This is a genomic window from Mesorhizobium sp. J18 (assembly GCF_007829525.1).
Classification (GTDB): Bacteria; Pseudomonadota; Alphaproteobacteria; order Rhizobiales; family Rhizobiaceae; genus VLJP01.
The window spans coordinates 26047-41907 of record NZ_VLJP01000024.1; the positions used below are offsets into that span (position 1 = coordinate 26047).

At 62.0% G+C, this 15861-nt stretch carries 18 protein-coding genes and 1 tRNA gene; 14 read left to right on the forward strand and 5 right to left on the reverse strand.

The genetic code is table 11. From position 1 onward, the window contains the following. Nucleotides 1-132 precede the first annotated feature (132 nt). Complete coding sequence (locus tag L598_RS11210) at nucleotides 133-1116, reverse strand: AraC family transcriptional regulator (protein ID WP_144862546.1); 984 nt, start codon at nucleotides 1114-1116, stop codon at nucleotides 133-135. A 417-nt stretch (nucleotides 1117-1533) separates the two neighbouring features. Between L598_RS11210 and L598_RS11215 the strand changes: the two genes are divergently transcribed. From L598_RS11215 to L598_RS11275, 13 genes are all read left to right on the forward strand, one after another. Further along, nucleotides 1534-1818 carry a hypothetical protein gene (locus L598_RS11215; RefSeq protein ID WP_186445006.1) on the forward strand — a complete coding sequence of 95 codons (285 nt, stop codon included), beginning with the start codon at nucleotides 1534-1536 and terminating at the stop codon, nucleotides 1816-1818. A gap of 22 nt (nucleotides 1819-1840) precedes the next feature. Next, complete coding sequence (locus L598_RS11220; protein WP_144862548.1) at nucleotides 1841-2017, forward strand: YegP family protein; 177 nt, start codon at nucleotides 1841-1843, stop codon at nucleotides 2015-2017. Nucleotides 2018-2317: 300 nt separating this feature from the next. Then, complete coding sequence (trbB, locus tag L598_RS11225) at nucleotides 2318-3298, forward strand: P-type conjugative transfer ATPase TrbB (RefSeq protein WP_144862550.1); 981 nt, start codon at nucleotides 2318-2320, stop codon at nucleotides 3296-3298. Continuing rightward, nucleotides 3295-3627, forward strand: a complete 333-nt coding sequence (locus L598_RS11230) for a TrbC/VirB2 family protein (protein ID WP_144862552.1) — start codon at nucleotides 3295-3297, stop codon at nucleotides 3625-3627. Before trbB ends, L598_RS11230 begins: the two co-directional genes overlap by 4 nt. Next, complete coding sequence (locus L598_RS11235; RefSeq protein ID WP_144862554.1) at nucleotides 3627-3908, forward strand: VirB3 family type IV secretion system protein; 282 nt, start codon at nucleotides 3627-3629, stop codon at nucleotides 3906-3908. Before L598_RS11230 ends, L598_RS11235 begins: the two co-directional genes overlap by 1 nt. A 10-nt stretch (nucleotides 3909-3918) precedes the next feature. Further along, on the forward strand, nucleotides 3919-6456 hold the full coding sequence (gene trbE, locus L598_RS11240) for a conjugal transfer protein TrbE (RefSeq protein ID WP_144862556.1): 2538 nt from the start codon (nucleotides 3919-3921) through the stop codon (nucleotides 6454-6456). After that, the gene (gene trbJ / locus L598_RS11245; protein ID WP_144862558.1) at nucleotides 6453-7229 is read left to right on the forward strand and encodes a P-type conjugative transfer protein TrbJ; all 777 of its coding nucleotides are present in this window, start codon (nucleotides 6453-6455) and stop codon (nucleotides 7227-7229) included. Before trbE ends, trbJ begins: the two co-directional genes overlap by 4 nt. Before the next feature lie 22 nt (nucleotides 7230-7251). Next, complete coding sequence (gene trbK-alt, locus L598_RS11250; protein ID WP_144862560.1) at nucleotides 7252-7539, forward strand: putative entry exclusion protein TrbK-alt; 288 nt, start codon at nucleotides 7252-7254, stop codon at nucleotides 7537-7539. A 4-nt stretch (nucleotides 7540-7543) separates the two neighbouring features. Beyond that, complete coding sequence (gene trbL, locus L598_RS11255; protein WP_144862562.1) at nucleotides 7544-8905, forward strand: P-type conjugative transfer protein TrbL; 1362 nt, start codon at nucleotides 7544-7546, stop codon at nucleotides 8903-8905. After that, nucleotides 8902-9591: a conjugal transfer protein TrbF gene (trbF, locus tag L598_RS11260; protein ID WP_144862564.1), complete on the forward strand. Its 690-nt coding sequence runs from the start codon at nucleotides 8902-8904 to the stop codon at nucleotides 9589-9591. The genes trbL and trbF overlap by 4 nt, the downstream gene beginning before the upstream one ends. After that, complete coding sequence (gene trbG, locus L598_RS11265; RefSeq protein ID WP_144862567.1) at nucleotides 9588-10610, forward strand: P-type conjugative transfer protein TrbG; 1023 nt, start codon at nucleotides 9588-9590, stop codon at nucleotides 10608-10610. The genes trbF and trbG overlap by 4 nt, the downstream gene beginning before the upstream one ends. After that, nucleotides 10607-11767 carry a TrbI/VirB10 family protein gene (locus L598_RS11270; RefSeq protein WP_186445007.1) on the forward strand — a complete coding sequence of 387 codons (1161 nt, stop codon included), beginning with the start codon at nucleotides 10607-10609 and terminating at the stop codon, nucleotides 11765-11767. The genes trbG and L598_RS11270 overlap by 4 nt, the downstream gene beginning before the upstream one ends. Beyond that, nucleotides 11764-12042, forward strand: a complete 279-nt coding sequence (locus L598_RS11275) for a DUF2274 domain-containing protein (RefSeq protein WP_210244983.1) — start codon at nucleotides 11764-11766, stop codon at nucleotides 12040-12042. The genes L598_RS11270 and L598_RS11275 overlap by 4 nt, the downstream gene beginning before the upstream one ends. A gap of 24 nt (nucleotides 12043-12066) precedes the next feature. Here the strand turns inward: L598_RS11275 and L598_RS11280 are convergent, their stop codons facing one another. Next, nucleotides 12067-12537: a MucR family transcriptional regulator gene (locus tag L598_RS11280; protein ID WP_144862570.1), complete on the reverse strand. Its 471-nt coding sequence runs from the start codon at nucleotides 12535-12537 to the stop codon at nucleotides 12067-12069. A 109-nt stretch (nucleotides 12538-12646) separates the two neighbouring features. Further along, complete coding sequence (locus L598_RS11285) at nucleotides 12647-13657, reverse strand: LysR family transcriptional regulator (RefSeq protein ID WP_144862572.1); 1011 nt, start codon at nucleotides 13655-13657, stop codon at nucleotides 12647-12649. 265 nt (nucleotides 13658-13922) lie between these two features. Between L598_RS11285 and L598_RS11290 the strand changes: the two genes are divergently transcribed. Next, nucleotides 13923-14546 (forward strand): recombinase family protein, encoded by a 624-nt coding sequence (locus L598_RS11290; protein ID WP_144862574.1) that lies wholly within the window; start codon nucleotides 13923-13925, stop codon nucleotides 14544-14546. A gap of 13 nt (nucleotides 14547-14559) precedes the next feature. Here L598_RS11290 and L598_RS11295 read toward each other — a convergent pair whose 3' ends face one another. Both L598_RS11295 and L598_RS11300 read right to left on the reverse strand, forming a co-directional pair. Further along, entirely contained in the window at nucleotides 14560-15414 is an 855-nt protein-coding gene (locus tag L598_RS11295) for an AraC family transcriptional regulator (protein ID WP_144862576.1), read from the reverse strand. Between the two features lie 98 nt (nucleotides 15415-15512). Further along, nucleotides 15513-15589, reverse strand: a tRNA-Arg gene (locus L598_RS11300). Nucleotides 15590-15861: the final 272 nt, after the last annotated feature.

Genomic DNA, 15861 nt, shown 5'->3' on the forward strand with positions numbered 1-15861 from the left:
TTTGTCCATGCAGGCGCGTAGGAATAGAGGAGTGCCTAGGGCCGGTCTTGGCCTAAGGCGCAAAAGGAATTGTCATTAAGCGAAATCCCCGTAACGTACCCGCCACGCAGGGAGATGCAGAAGCTGCTGAATTTAATGGGGCCGCGCAGAGAGGAATCTGTGCCGCACGTCGGTAGGTGTTTCACCATAGATCTTGCGGAAGCTTCGGTTGAAATAGCTGAGATCACTGAACCCGCAGCTAAAAGCGATTTCGCTGACCGACCTTTGCGCGGAAAGAGGAGCAGACAAGCAGCGGTAGGCCAAAGCCAAGCGCTCCCGCAAGACAAAGCTCGTGAATGTGGTGCCGTCATCGGCAAAAAGCATTTGAATGGAGCGTGGATGTAATCCAAACGCTCTCGCCGCAGCCTCGACATTCAGCTCCGGAGAACCAAGGTGCGTGAGGATCCATCGCTTGACGGCGTCGAGCCGTGCCGCGCGCAAGCCGCGCGCCGAGGCTAGTTCCGCCGCGTCCCTGTTTGTTCCAACAGCCAGTACCGCGAGATCGGTGATATGGGTGGCGACTGTCTGCGCGAATCGAGGATCGCGGACGGCCTCGGTATTCATGAGCTGACGGTGGCTGGCGAGATAAGATGTCAGTAGCCGAAGTGCCTCGTTATCCGCCGGGATCACTTGCATAAGGGCTGCCTCTGCGTTGGGGAGCAATGGCAGCAATACACTGCGCTGCAGCTTCACGGTCACATGATGAAAGGTCTCGTGAGTTTCGCATGTCACGCGATCCGCGCAAGACATCAGGGCGGTCGACCCATCCGCGTGAACCACTTTGCCAAACTGTTCGGCAAAGCCCTTGGCTGGCGATGGGCTCCATAACAGGACGAAATCATCGCTGTCTCTCGACGGGTCGTGGGAGGTTTCCAGGCGGTGGGGGGCAACCCGCGCATCGGTTACGGTGACGCCGGGCAGAAGACGGGTTTCCGTCTCCATATGTAGACTGCCATCGAGTGGAGTGAACTCCACGTTGAGAAAAGCGCGGCCAACCACCTCCCTCACCAGTTCGTCTCGTTGAGGATCAGTTATCTCCAGTGTTGAAAAGCGGATCAACGCTGGATCTTTGAACATCTCTATCCCCTCCGCCCCCGAACGGAATATAGTCCACGTCAAGAATGCGCTTGGCAAATACAGCCAAAGATCGATTTGGCTTGCGTGGTGCAATTGCGAAAACGAAATTCTCTCCGATGATGCTCATCACGGCGGAGAATTCAACCCGGATTCTCAGTCCCGGTACCGTACCTATTCCCGTGAGACGGATCCGCGCTGCATGACCGCGTCCGTTATGGCATCTGGCGAGCCAGATGAATCGGCGACACCAATTCTTTATCGGTCGCAGCGTCGGTTGCATCTGCGACAATTCCATGTTGAATGCGCCCTTGCATACTCGCCCCAGCGGCCAGGCCACCTCCCAGCCAAAAGACGAGTTCGCAAGAGTGTCTTTAGACACGTTCTATTCAACACGGTTCAATATTTTGGGGGACCGATATGGAAGCTATTATTGCACAACTTATTGGCGGGCTTGCCGGCGGCGGTGCCGGCGGCAAGATCGTCAAGGACTCAGATCTCGGCAACATCGGTAATCTGATCGCAGGCGCGATCGGCGGCGTCGGCGGCGGTACACTTCTTGGTTCGCTGCTCGGGGCTGGAGGTGCTGCCGCGGGTGGCGTGGACATTGCCGCACTCGCCGGACAACTGGTCGGCGGCGGGGTGGCGGGGGCGGTCGTTCAGATTGTCGCCGGCCTGATTATCAATAAGCTGATCAAGAAATAATACGGGTAAGGTAAGAACCACTATGGCGCATAAATTCGAAATCTATAAGGACAAGGCTGGAGAATACCGAGTTCGCTTCAAGTACAACAGCGAAGTCATGTTCTCCACTGAAGGCTACTCCTCAAAGGCAAGCGCACAAAACGCGATCGATTCCATCAAGAAGAACGGACCGGCCGCGCCTGTGGAAGACATCAGCTAACCACCGGACTTCCTTCAATGCCGCTGCAACACCGCAGCGGGCATTTTTGCGTCCTCTGATGATGTCTCCCCAGCCTCAGGACAAATGACCCGGTCCCGCTTTGCCTGACAACTCGCAGATGATTCGCCGGCAGGACCCAGATCGGACTCGAATTGCAGCGTGCCGATTCCGCCGATCGCCTGTATTTGCACGCTACGCTACGACGGCGCTTAAATCTTGTTGAACTGTCGCGTTTTGTGGCTCTTTTAGTCATCCCCATTCGGGGATCATCTCTTGCATCCCCGGCGAAACGGGGACGAGATGGCAGCCTTCGACAATAATCGGATCAGCTTTCAGCGCGGGGCACGGATGCTCCGCACCGCGCTCGGCCCTGCCATCGGACGCTTCCTGGAAGACCCCGCCGTCGTCGAGGTCATGCTGAACCCCGATGGCCGCGTCTGGATCGACCGTCTCTCAGAAGGGCTGGCCGATACGGGAGAAAGGCTGTCGGCCGCAGATGGCGAGCGCATCGTGCGCCTGGTCGCGCACCATGTCGGCGCCGAGGTCCATGCCCGTGCGCCTCACGTCTCTGCCGAGCTTCCGGAGACCGGCGAACGATTTGAGGGCCTGTTGCCGCCCGTCGTCGAAGCGCCGGCCTTTGCCATCCGCAAGCCTGCCGTCGCTGTCTTCACGCTCGCTGACTATGTCGCTGCCGGGATCATGACGGCCGGCCAGGCCGCGATACTGCGTGAGGCTGTTGCCACACGTGCCAACATCCTTGTCGCCGGCGGAACCTCGACCGGCAAGACGACACTCACCAATGCGCTGCTGGCCGAGGTCTCCAAGGGGACAGATCGTGTCATCACGATCGAGGATACGCGCGAACTGCAATGCACCGCTGACAACAAGGTGCCGATGCGCAGCGTGGACGAGGTGATCGATCTCCTGACGCTGTCGCGCGCCACGATGCGTTTCCGGCCCGATCGCATCATTGTCGGCGAGGTGCGCGGCCCGGAAGCGCTGGGCCTTCTCAAGCTATGGGGCACCGGTCATCCCGGCGGCATCGGCACGTTGCACGCCGGTTCCGCCATTGGCGCACTCCACCGTCTCGAGCAGCTCATCCAGGAAGCCGTCATCACGGTGCCCCGATCACTGATCGGCGAGGCCATCGACCTTGTTGCCGTCCTTGCCGGCCGCGGCTCGTCGCGCCGGCTGGCCGAACTCGCCCGCGTCGACGGGCTCGGGCCGGACGGCGCGTACCGCATTTTCCCAGCCACCAACCCGAATGGAGATTCCGAATGATACGTCACGCCTTCCGTTTCCGCCGTCATGTCGCCACCGCGGTGGCCGTCACCTATGTCAACCTGTTCATGGCTCCCGCTGCCCATGCATCGGGCTCGTCCATGCCCTGGGAAGCGCCGCTGCAATCGATCCTCGAATCCGTCGAGGGACCGGTTGCCAAGATCGTCGCGGTGATCATCATCATCGTCACCGGCCTGACGCTCGCCTTCGGCGATACCGGCGGCGGCTTTCGTCGGCTGATCCAGATCGTCTTCGGCATCTCCATCGCCTTCGCGGCCTCAAGCTTTTTCCTCTCGTTCTTCTCCTTTGGCGGCGGGGCGCTGATCTGATGGCGGCAGGATTCGAACAACTCGACGCCGTTCCGGGGTTCACCGTCCCCGTCCATCGCGCCCTTACCGAGCCGATCCTGCTCGGCGGCGCGCCGCGTTCCGTGGCGATCCTCAACGGCACGCTGGCCGGCGCCGTCGGCCTCGGCCTTCAGCTCTGGCTCGCCGGGATCGTGCTCTGGGCCATCGGTCATCTCGCCGCCGTCTGGGCCGCGAAACGCGATCCGCTCTTCGTGGAAGTCGCGCGCCGGCATCTGCGCGTGCCTGGGCATCTGTCGGTGTGAGGAACGCGCCATGATGAACCTTGCCGAATATCGCCGTACCGCATCCCGTCTGGCCGACTATCTGCCCTGGGTGGCGCTCGTCGGATCAGGCGTCGTGCTGAATAAGGACGGCAGCTTTCAGCGCAGCGCAAAGTTCCGCGGTCCCGATCTCGATTCCGCCGTCGCCGCCGAGCTCGTCGCTGTGGTCGGGCGGCTCAACAATGCCTTCCGCCGCCTCGGTTCCGGCTGGGCGATCTTCGTCGAGGCGCAGCGTTCAGAGGCTTCCAGCTATCCCGACAGCACCTTTCCCGATCCGGCCTCGGCCCTCGTCGATGCCGAACGCAAGGCCGACTTTGAGGAAGAAGGCAGCCATTTCGTCTCGGAATACTACCTGACCTTCCTTTGGCTGCCGCCTGCCGAAGAGGCCGCCCGCGCCGAAAGCTGGCTCTATGAAGGCCGTGAGACTTCTGGCGTGAACCCATGGGAACAGGTGCGCGGCTTCATCGACCGTACTGATCGGGTGCTGGCGCTGCTCGACGGCTTCATGCCTGAATGCCGTTGGCTCGATGACGGGGAGACGCTGACCTATCTCCACGCCACCATCTCGACCAACCGGCACCGGGTCCGCGTGCCGGAAACCCCGATCTATCTCGACGCTCTGCTCACCGACCAGCCGCTGACCGGCGGGCTGGAGCCGCGTCTCGGAAACGCGCATCTGCGCGTGCTCACCATCACCGGCTTCCCGTCTACCACAACACCCGGGCTTCTCGACGATCTGAACCGGCTGGCATTTCCCTATCGCTGGTCCACCCGCGCCATCCTCATGGACAAGGTGGATGCCACGAAACTCCTGACCAGGATCAGGCGGCAATGGTTCGCCAAGCGCAAGTCGATCGCCGCGATCCTCAAGGAAGTGATGACCAACGAGCAATCGGCGCTCGTCGACACCGATGCCGCCAACAAGGCGGCCGACGCCGACATGGCGCTGCAGGAGCTGGGCGCCGATGTGGCAGGACTTGCCTATGTCACAGCAACGATCACCGTCTGGGACGACAATCCCCGCCGCGCCGACGAGAAGCTGCGGCTGGTCGAAAAGGTCATCCAGTCCCGCGATTTCAGCGTCATGGTCGAGACGGTCAATGCCGTTGACGCCTGGCTCGGCAGTTTACCCGGACATGCCTATGCCAATGTCCGGCAACCGCCGGTCTCGACGCTCAACCTTGCCCACATGGTCCCATCGTCCGCCGTGTGGGCGGGACCGGAACGGGACGAGCACTTCGGCGCGCCCCCGCTGCTTTATGGCAGGACCGAAGGCTCCACCCCGTTCCGGTTTTCCCTTCATGTCGGTGACGTCGGTCACACCCTCGTGGTCGGCCCCACCGGCGCGGGCAAATCCGTGCTGCTGGCGCTGATGGCCTTGCAGTTCCGTCGCTACGCCCGTTCCCGGGTCTTCGCCTTCGACTTCGGCGGCTCGATCCGCGCCACCGCACTCGCCATGGGCGGCGACTGGCATGATCTGGGCGGTGAACTGACCGAAGGCTCGGACGCTTCCGTTTCCCTGCAACCGCTGGCCCGGATCGACGACGTCCATGAACGGGCCTGGGCCGCCGACTGGATCGTCGCAATCCTCATGCGCGAAGGCATTCCGATCACGCCGGAGGTGAAGGAGCACATCTGGACAGCGCTCACCTCGCTGGCCTCCGCGCCGGTCACGGAGCGCACCATCACGGGCCTTGCCGTGCTGCTTCAGTCCAACGATCTCAAGCAAGCGCTGCGGCCCTATTGTTTTGGCGGCGCGCATGGCCGGCTGCTCGACGCCGAATCTGAACATCTCGGCTCCGCCGATGTGCAGGCCTTCGAGATCGAGGGCCTGGTTGGAACCGGTGCTGCCCCGGCAGTTCTGTCCTATCTCTTTCATCGCATTGGCGACCGGCTCGACGGACGCCCGACACTGCTCATCATCGACGAAGGCTGGTTGGCGCTGGACGACGACGGCTTCGCCGGCCAGCTCCGCGAGTGGCTCAAAACGCTGCGCAAGAAGAACGCATCCGTCATCTTCGCCACGCAGTCGCTCAGCGACATCGACAATTCGTCCATCGCGCCAGCCATCATCGAAAGCTGCTTGACGCGGTTGCTCCTGCCGAACGAACGCGCCATCGAACCGCAGATCACCACCATCTATCGCCGTTTCGGCCTCAATGACCGGCAGATCGAGATCCTCGCGCGGGCGACACCCAAGCAGGACTACTACTGCCAGTCGCGCCGCGGCAATCGCCTGTTCGAGCTGGGCCTCTCCGAGGTCGGGCTCGCGCTCTGCGCCGCATCGTCCAAAACGGACCAGAGGCTGATCAGCGACATGCTTGCCGAGCACGGGCGCGCAGGCTTCCTCGATGCCTGGCTTCGTGCGCGCGGCGTCGAGTGGGCGGCGGACCTTATCCCGAACCTCACCAACATTGAAGCGGGACGAGAACCTGACCGGGATTCTGTATCGACCACGCCCGCAAACCCCGTCTTCGATGACGAATTCGCTTTTGAACTGGACCTCACAGAACAGGAGATCGAGCTATGACTGTTTCCCGCCTTGCCCGACTTGCCGGCGCATCCACCCTAGCGCTTGCCCTGGCCGCACCGCTCGCATTGTCACCCATGCTCGCAAGCCCGGCGCATGCGCTCTTCGGCTTCGGGAGGATCGTCTACGACCCGACCAACCATGCGGAGAACCTGCTGACGGCCGCGCGCACGCTCGAGCAGATCAACAACCAGATCCAGAGCCTTCAGAACGAAGCGCAGATGCTGATCAATCAGGCCCGCAACCTCGCAAGCCTGCCCCATTCTTCGCTCCAGCAGCTTCAGCAGAATGTGCAGCGCACCCAGCAATTGCTCGGTCAAGCGCAGAATATCGCATTCGATGTGCAGGAGATCGACCGGCTGTTCCAGCAGGATTACGCCAAAATCGACCTTTCCGCGACCGACCAGCAGCTTGTCGCCGATGCCCGCTCACGCTGGGAAAACACTGTCGCCGGCCTGCAGGACGCCATGCGCGTCCAGGCCGGCGTCGTCGGCAATATCGACACCAACCGGGCCGAGATGTCGGCACTGGTCGGCCAGAGCCAGGGTGCGACAGGCGCGCTGCAAGCCACGCAGGCCGGCAACCAGCTCCTGGCGCTCCAGTCCCAGCAGCTCTCCGACCTGATCGCGGTTATGGCAGCGAACGGTCGCGCCAACGCCCTGACCGAAGCCGAACGCGCAACGGCGGCCGAACAGGGCCGCATCCAGCGCGAGCGTTTCCTGACGCCGGGCACGGGCTACCAGCCCGGCAATGCGCGGATGTTCAACAACTGACAACCAGACGGAGGGGGCCGTTATGGACGGCAAGATACTTGCCCGGCTGGGCGCAATCATATTCGTCGCCATCGCGATTACCGCCACGGTGATCGAACTGGCCCGGAAGGAAGAACCGGCGCCGGTCCGATCAATACCGGTGCTGCAGCCGCGTTCCGATCCTCTCCGCCAAAGCCTGCGCCGTTGCCAGCAGATGGGCGAGGCAGCCATCAGCGACCCTGAGTGCCTCGCCACATGGGCAAAATCCCGCGACCGGTTCCTGGGCCGCACGCCTGTGACTGAAGCACCGCAATCGAACGAAGGGCGCTAGGCACATGGAAGGCACAGGCGTCATCGACAATTTTCTGGGGGTCTTCACCTCCTATATCGATAGCGGCTTCGGATTGCTTGGCGGTGAAGTCGCCTTCATCGCCACCACGCTCATCGTCATCGACGTGACGCTCGCAGCACTCTTCTGGGCCTGGGGCGCCGATGACGACATCATGGCACGCCTGGTCAAGAAGACGCTGTTCGTCGGCGTCTTTGCCTATCTTATCTCCAACTGGAACAACCTGGCGCAGATCGTCTTCGACAGTTTCGCCGGACTTGGCCTCAAAGGCTCAGGAACAAGCTTTACGGCAAAGGACCTGATGCGGCCTGGCAAGGTCGCACAAACCGGACTAGATGCCGGCGGCCCGCTGCTCGATTCCATCTCCGACCTGATGGGCTACTGGTCCTTCTTCGAGAACTTTATCCAGATCGCCTGCCTACTTTTTGCCTGGGCGCTGGTGTTGCTCGCCTTCTTCATTCTGGCGATCCAGCTCTTCGTCACCCTGATCGAGTTCAAGCTGACGGTGCTGGCGGGCTTCGTCCTCATTCCGTTCGGTCTCTTTGGCAAGACAGCCTTCATGGCTGAGCGCGTGCTGGGCAATGTCGTATCGTCCGGCATCAAGGTCCTGGTGCTTGCCGTCATCATCGGCATCGGCTCGACACTGTTCGACCAGTTCACGCAAGGGTTTGGCGACCAAACCCCCAGCATCGATGACGCCATGGCGATCGTGCTTGCCGCACTTTCCCTTCTCGGTCTCGGCATCTTCGGTCCGGGCATCGCCACTGGTCTCGTTTCCGGCGGACCGCAGCTTGGGGCCGGCGCCGCCGTCGGCACCGGCCTGGCTGTTGGCGGCGCCGCTGTAGGCGCAGGTGGTGCTGCAATGCTCGCTGCAAAGGGAGGCGCTGCGGCGCTTTCAGGAAGTGCAGCCGCTACGCGCGGCGGCGCAGCCCTCGCGGGTGGTGCCTCGACCGCCTACAATCTAGGCTCCCTCGGAAAGTCGGGGGCTGCCGGAATTGCAGCCGGTGCAGGAGGCGTCGCCCGGGCCGCAGGCGGCGCGGCCATTTCTCCGCTCAAACGCGCCGTCTCCCGCGCGTCCCAGAGCCTCCAATCCTCTGCCCAGTCCGGAGCCCGAAGCGCCTTCGCCGCGAGCGGCGGAACATCGTCCATGGGCACGATCCTCGGCGCAGGAGTCTCTTCGGCTGCCGCGCCATCCGCTCCGACCGGGACGCCTCCGGCCTGGGCACAGCGCATGCAGCGATCCCAGGCGCTCAATCACGGCACCACCATGGCCGCCCATGCCGTCCGTTCCGGAGACAGCCACGGCGACGGCTCATCCATCAGCCTTTCCGAAAGTGACCGCTCATGAACATCTTCAAACGCTCCGCCACCCACTATGGCAAGACACCCGAGCCCACGACACCTTACCAGAAGGCTGCACAGGTCTGGGATGAGCGCATCGGCTCAGCCCGCGTGCAGGCTCGCAACTGGCGCTACATGGCCTTCGGCTGCCTGATACTCTCTGCCGGCTTAGCCGCCGCCCTGGTCTGGCAATCGGCGCGCGGCACGATCGTCCCCTGGGTGGTGGAAGTTGACCAGCACGGCGAGGCGCGCGCCGTCGAACCGGCCATCGCCGGCTATCATCCGTCCGATCCGCAGATCGCGTTTCATCTGGCGCGCTTCATCGAGCAGGTTCGCGGCCTTCCCTCCGACCCCGTCATCGTGCGCCAGAATTGGCTCAGGGCCTATGACTTCACCACCGATCGCGGAGCTGTCGCGCTCAACGACTATGCCCGCGCGAATGATCCGTTCACCCGTGTCGGGAAGGAGCAGGTTTCCGTCGAGGTCTCATCCGTCATTCGCGCCTCGCCGGACAGTTTCCGCATCGCCTGGGCCGAGCAGCATTACGAGAACGGCCAGCTCTCCCGGACCGAACGATGGACCGCCATCCTGACCGTCGCCTTGCAGCAGCCGCGCGAAGCCGAACGGCTCCGCGCCAATCCTCTCGGAATCTACGTCAATGCGATCAATTGGTCGCGGGAGATGAGCCAATGATCGCCACCAAATTTATGGGCCGGAGGCACCGTCGTCGTGCCATCCCGATCGCGGCCATGCTCCTGTCTGCCACCATGCTGGCCGGCTGTGCGACCAGCCGGGCACCGCAGTTCAGCTATGACGACAATGTGCCGGATCTGCCTGTCGTCCGGGCGTCGGTCTCCAGCAACACGCCGCGGCCGCTCCATACGCCTCCGGCCTGGACCGTCGCGCGCGGTGGCACAGCCGCCAACACTCCGGAAGGCCGCGTTGGCAACGCCAATGCCGCAGCCCGCGTCGAGCCGCGCCGCGAGGGCTATTATAACGCCATCCAAGTTTATCCGTGGAGCGAAGGCGCGCTCTATCAGGTCTATGCCGCCGTCGGACAGATCACGACCATTGCGCTTGAACCGGGTGAAAGCCTGACCGGAGCCGGGCCGATTGCGGCGGGCGATACCGCGCGCTGGATCATCGGCGATACCGAAAGCGGTTCAGGCACCACCCGGCGCGTCCATGTGCTGGTCAAGCCCACACGGACTGACATCTCGACCAATCTCGTCATCACCACCGACCGCCGCACCTATCTGATCGAGCTGCGGTCTGATGAAAAAACATGGATGCCGGCCATCGCATGGGCCTACCCCACGCCGCCTGCGAGCCAGCGTGTAGCCGCGCCTGCTGCCCCGGTCATTCCAGCCGAGGCCGCCCGCAATTATCGCTACGGCCTATCCGGCGACAGCCCGCCGTGGCGCCCGATCTCTGTCTTCGACGACGGTCGCCGCGTCTATGTTGTCTTCCCCGGCGGGATCATCCAGGGAGAAATGCCCCCGCTCTTCGTTCTCGGCTCCGACGGCAAACCCGAGATCGTCAACAGCCGCATTCATCAGAACGTCCTGATCGTGGATCGGCTGTTCGGCGCGGCCGAACTGCGCCTTGGATCCGGCAACCGCCAGCAGACGGTTAGGATCGTGCGCGTCCAGCCCCAACAGATGACCACATCCGCGAATGCTCAACCTGCCGCCGCCGGAGGATCGTCATGAGCCAGGATGAAGACCAGAAAGAGGAAGAGATGGAACTTGCCGGAGCCGCCGAGGATACGTCAACGCCCATGCGCCTGCGGGCCGAGACACCGCGTGTCACCCGCATCTCGCGCAAGGTGCTGATGGGCGTCGGCGTGGTTGCTGGCATGGGAATCGGTGGGGCGCTGATCTATGCGCTCCAGACGGCTGATCGCGACGGCGAGCAACAGGAGCTCATCACCACCGATCGTCGCCAGACCGCGGAAGGCTTGCAGGGGCTTCCGGGCACCTATGGCGATGTCCCGGTCCTGGGTCCGCCACTTCCCGGCGACCTCGGCGGCCCGGTGCTGCGCGCACGCGAGGAGGGACAGCCGATGCCGGCCACCGATCCGGAGGAACAACGCCGCCTCGCGGAACTCGAAGCCGCACGCACCAGCCAGTTATTTTTCCAGGTGAGACCGGGCGCCGGCGCTTCCGCATCGACAAGTCAGCCTGGAGCGAGCACCGCACTGGCCGGGCTCGGCGGCGCAGGAACGCAAGACCCGCAGCGGGCTTTTCTCAATGCGGAGGTCGATCGCCAAACCGTCGCGCCGGATCGCGTGATGCCGCCGGTGTCCCCCTACGTGCTTCAGGCCGGATCGGTGATTCCGGCTGCACTTATCACCGGCATCCGCTCCGATCTTCCCGGCCAGATTACCGCACAGGTGACGCAGAACGTCTATGACAGCCCGACGGGTAGTCTGCTCCTCATCCCGCAGGGCACCCGTATCATTGGCGAATACGATAATGGCGTTTCCTTCGGCCAGCGCCGTGTCCTGCTCGTCTGGAACCGGATGATCTTCCCCAACGGTCGTTCCATCGTGCTGGAACGCCAGACGGGCGCCGATGCCTCCGGCTTTGCCGGCCTCGAGGACGGCGTCGATTATCACTGGTGGGATCTGATGAAGGCCGCCGGCCTCTCCACGCTGCTCGCCGTCGGTGCTGAGCTGGCGACAAGCGACGAGGACCGCCTGATCCGAGCCATCCGTGACGGAGCGCAGGACACCGTCAACCAGGCCGGCCAGCAGATCGTCCAGCGCCAGTTACAGGTCAAACCCACACTGACCATCCGGCCGGGCTTCCCGTTCCGGGTTATCGTGTCGCGCGATTTGATATTGGAACCTTACGGAGCATCATGATGACCCAGCTCAAACTCGGACCGCTGCCCAAGGCCGGAATGACGCGCGTCACCATCGCGCTGCCCGATCCGCTCAAGGAAGAGCTCGATCTCTATGCCGCCGAACACAGCCGCCTTTATGAGCCTGTCGAGGCAGCCACGCTGATCCCGCATATGCTGGAATCGTTCCTGCGTTCGGACCGGGGATGGCGGAGCCGCAAGGCCAAAGCGGCGAGGCCGCAGCCGGCCGTAAACACGAATGCTATACCGCCGCGGAATGCCGGCGAGCTGACCTAAATCCGCTGTGCGAAGCGCGCCGCTTCAGGTGAATTTGAGGCCTAGCTTTTTACGGCTTCGAGGCGCAGGAGCCGCCTCCGCAATAACGGGCTTCCGGCCAAGCCCGCTGCTTTTTGCCAGCGCCGACCGCTTGGCGGAGTAGCTCGGCGCTACCATCGGATAATCTCTCGGCAAGCCCCACTTCTCGCGATATTGCTCCGGCGTCATATTGTAATGCGTTGCTAGGTGGCGTTTCAGCGACTTGAACTTCTTTCCGTCCTCCAGACAGATGATGAAATCGGGCGTGACCGATTTCTTGATCGGAACTGCGGGTGCGGGTTTCTCTTCGACGACCGGGGCGCCTCCTGCCTGCAGGCCGGAAACGGCGGCGTGCGTATCGGCAATGATCCTCGACAGTTCGTTCACCGGGACAGGATTGTTGCTGACGTAGGCGGCGACAATCTCCGCGGTCAGGCCGATCAGGTCGGTACGGGTTTCTGAAACGCTATCGGTCATTCTTCCCCTCATAAACAAAGCTGTCCAACTGCGCTGATATAGCTATTCTGGCTGCAATAACATGTTCCTGGCCGCAATTAATTGCCGTGCCAGCATTCTCCCCAAGGCGCTACCGGGAACTGCGCCGACCGTTGGCCAAGTTCCGCGCAAAGCTTATGAACCAGCGCAGTGCCGGATTGTCGTTAAGCGGCGACCAGACCGCGCTGAACGGAACGATGTCCTCGGGCGCCGACAGCGGCCGCAGGGCAAGATCAGGAAACCTCATGCTCGCCCATCCCTCCGATACGACCGTGATTTCCCTGCCCAGGGCAATCGTGTGCATCAGTGTCTCCAGATCCATCGGCCGGTACGTCACCTGCGGATAGGTGCTGTAATCGGCGATCCTGCGCACGATGTAGTCATGCACTTCCGGCCCGGGCTCCTGTGCGCTCACGACGAACCGTTCATTCTCCAGGTCTGGCCAGTCCAAACCGCTGCGCTCCGCCAGGGGATGGTCCGCTGACATGGCAACATGAACGCGTTCATGCCAGAGCTCCTGCACGTCGCACTCGAGCAGCGGACCATTACCGGTCAGGAAGGCGACGTCGATTTCCCGTGATCTGATCTTGGAAAGATGATCCCGCCGGCCTCCGGTACGGACATCCAGGAAAACACCCGGATACTGATCATCGAAGGCAGCGATCAGCTCGCGCAAAAAACCGCCAGCAAGAGTGGTTATGATGCCGATCCGAACCGTGCCCAATTCGATGCGTCCGGCCGCGCCTGCATGATCTAGAGCCATCTCGATTGTCTGGATGGCAGGCACGATCTCAGCGAGGAACCTTGCACCAGCAACGGTCAGGCGAACCCCGGCCGATGTCCGCTCGAACAGCGATACGCCGATCGCATCCTCGAAATTCCGAACCCGCCGGCTGACGGTCGATACCTTGGTCTTTAGTGCCTGGGCGGCGCCCGAGAAGCTCATGCTCTCCGCTGCCGCCAGCACATAGCGCAACGGCCGAAGATCAAACGGTAAGCCTTTGTCAGGCCATCGGACGGAACGCCCCCATAACGGACTCCCGTCCGGTCTACGCGACGCGACTTTCTGTGCGCCTGCTCCCTTTGTTCGCCACGATGTCATACATCTGCGCTCCCCCAATAGTTTCCGAATTACCGACAGGCTGACCCGCAGCAGCCTGACTGATCTTGTTGAGGTACGTCGCTCCGAACCCCACCATGACGATAGTGGCGAGGCAGAGTGCGAGGACCAGACGAACCTTTAATGTCAAGAACGGGGCGCTCGTGTGACGAAACAATGAACACAAGGACGATGGCGGCGATTGCCTGAAGCGCCGTGCCAGGGAGTCGCCCTTGGAGCAACACCGCCATTGGCGGGAAGTATATCCATGAAGATCGGTTACGCTCGGGTCTCGACAGATGAACAAAAACTGGACCTTCAAATGAAGGCCCTGAAAAACGCGGGATGCGAGCGCATTTACGAAGACTATGGAGTTTCAGGGAAATCTTTTGACCGGAGCGGACTGGAGGCCGCGCTTGCCACCCTCCACAAGGGGGATACACTTGTCGTGTGGCGGCTTGATCGGCTCGGTCGCTCCCTGACCAAGCTCGTCGAGTTGATGGACAGCCTTGGCGCACGGGGCATCGATTTTCACTCGCTGAGCGAAAGCATCGATACCACATCGTCGGGCGGGCGGCTGGTTTTTCACATGATGGCAGCACTCGCCGAGTTCGAAAGATCGTTGATCAGCGAGCGGACAAGGGCCGGAATGCAGGCGGCCCGCGACAAGGGAAAACACCTTGGGCGACCGCGCTCGCTGACTGAGGAGCAGATCGACCAAGCCATTGTCGCCGTCGAGGTGAACGGTGAAATCATAACAGATGTCGCCAAACGTTTCGAAGTGTCGCGGCGCAGCCTTAAGCGTCTGATGAGGATAAGGCAGTCAGAGCTGCGCGGGGCGCATCCGGAGTCTGGCACAACAGACGGCTGCGACCAACGGCGCCTCGCATAGGACACTCAGAGTTTCAGATGACGCGACCGCGGCGGATGTCGCTGGGTGTAATTCCCCAGTATCGACGCATGGTCGCCGTCATCTGGCTGTGCGTGGCGAACCCTGCCTTGGCAGCAATCTCGCCAATAGTCAGTGAGTGGTCTTTCGCCAGCTCGGCGACCAATCTCAGCCGCTCCTTCGTAATATACTGATAGGGCGGTTGACCGGTCCTTTGCCGAAATGCGCGTGCGAAGTGCGTTGGGGATACCCCCGCTAAGGCAGCGAGATCGGCCAGATAGATCCGGCCAGCCAGATTGGCGCGTATATAATCGTCAACTCGGCTCATGATGGTCGTCCTGAGTCCACCACGGGCTCTGGACGGTCTTACAGGCCTGCTACCGTACCTCTTAAGCAGATGTGTGCCGAACACCGTCAACAGTGAATCGACGTAGATCTCGTTGATCGACTCATCGGGAATGCGGCGAAACTCGCTTTCCAGAAGCTGCGCCAAACTGGCAGCCTCCCTGTCGGTCTGGCCGCTTGCTGGGGGAGCAAAGTCGATCCGATCATGATCATATTCGGCGATTGCCAGCGCGCGCAGACGCTCGGGCCAGAGCGCAAAGAGGTAATTCTCCTTGGGACGTCGCCATTCAGCAAAGAGCTCGGCTCCCTGCGGGACAAGCTCCAGTGTGGCGGCTGGCGCCTCGAAAACGTTCCGCTTGTCGCTGTTCAGCGTCATGATCCGCTCGGGCTGCGGCGTCACCAGAAGAATTGCGTAGTAGGCTTCGCTGGTGAATGAAATGGCATTCGGCCCGGTTCGAGTCCTGGTCACGCTGCCAGATGGCGCATGAACCTGTGGCCCCCAAGCCTCCGGGACAAACTTCAGCATTCTTTTCTCGCGGTGACGCCATCGGAGGCCGATTGCCTACACCGTCATGTCCATTTCGACATACGCAGCTTGGTTGGATCGCTTTCGCGCAACGTGTTTGGTGCACCCGACAGGATTCGAACCTGTGACCTTTGGCTTCGGAGGCCAACACTCTATCCAGCTGAGCTACGGGTGCATGCTCTATTTTGCCTAGCCCGAGCGACCAGTGAAGGTCAACGGTTTAGGCCGAAATCATCATCGCTTCGCCAACAGATCAAAGCCGCAACTCAACGTCCGCTACGCTATCCGCTTTCCCGCCACCATTTCCACCAAATTGCTTACGTGGTGCTTACGTGGAAAATTTCGCGGTCTCGGTGGCTTTTTGGCTTAGCCTTTAAACTCCTGTATTCACTTCACTTTTTTCATCGCCGGCTTACGCAAACACCCTTGACAGCAGCCTTCGGAGGG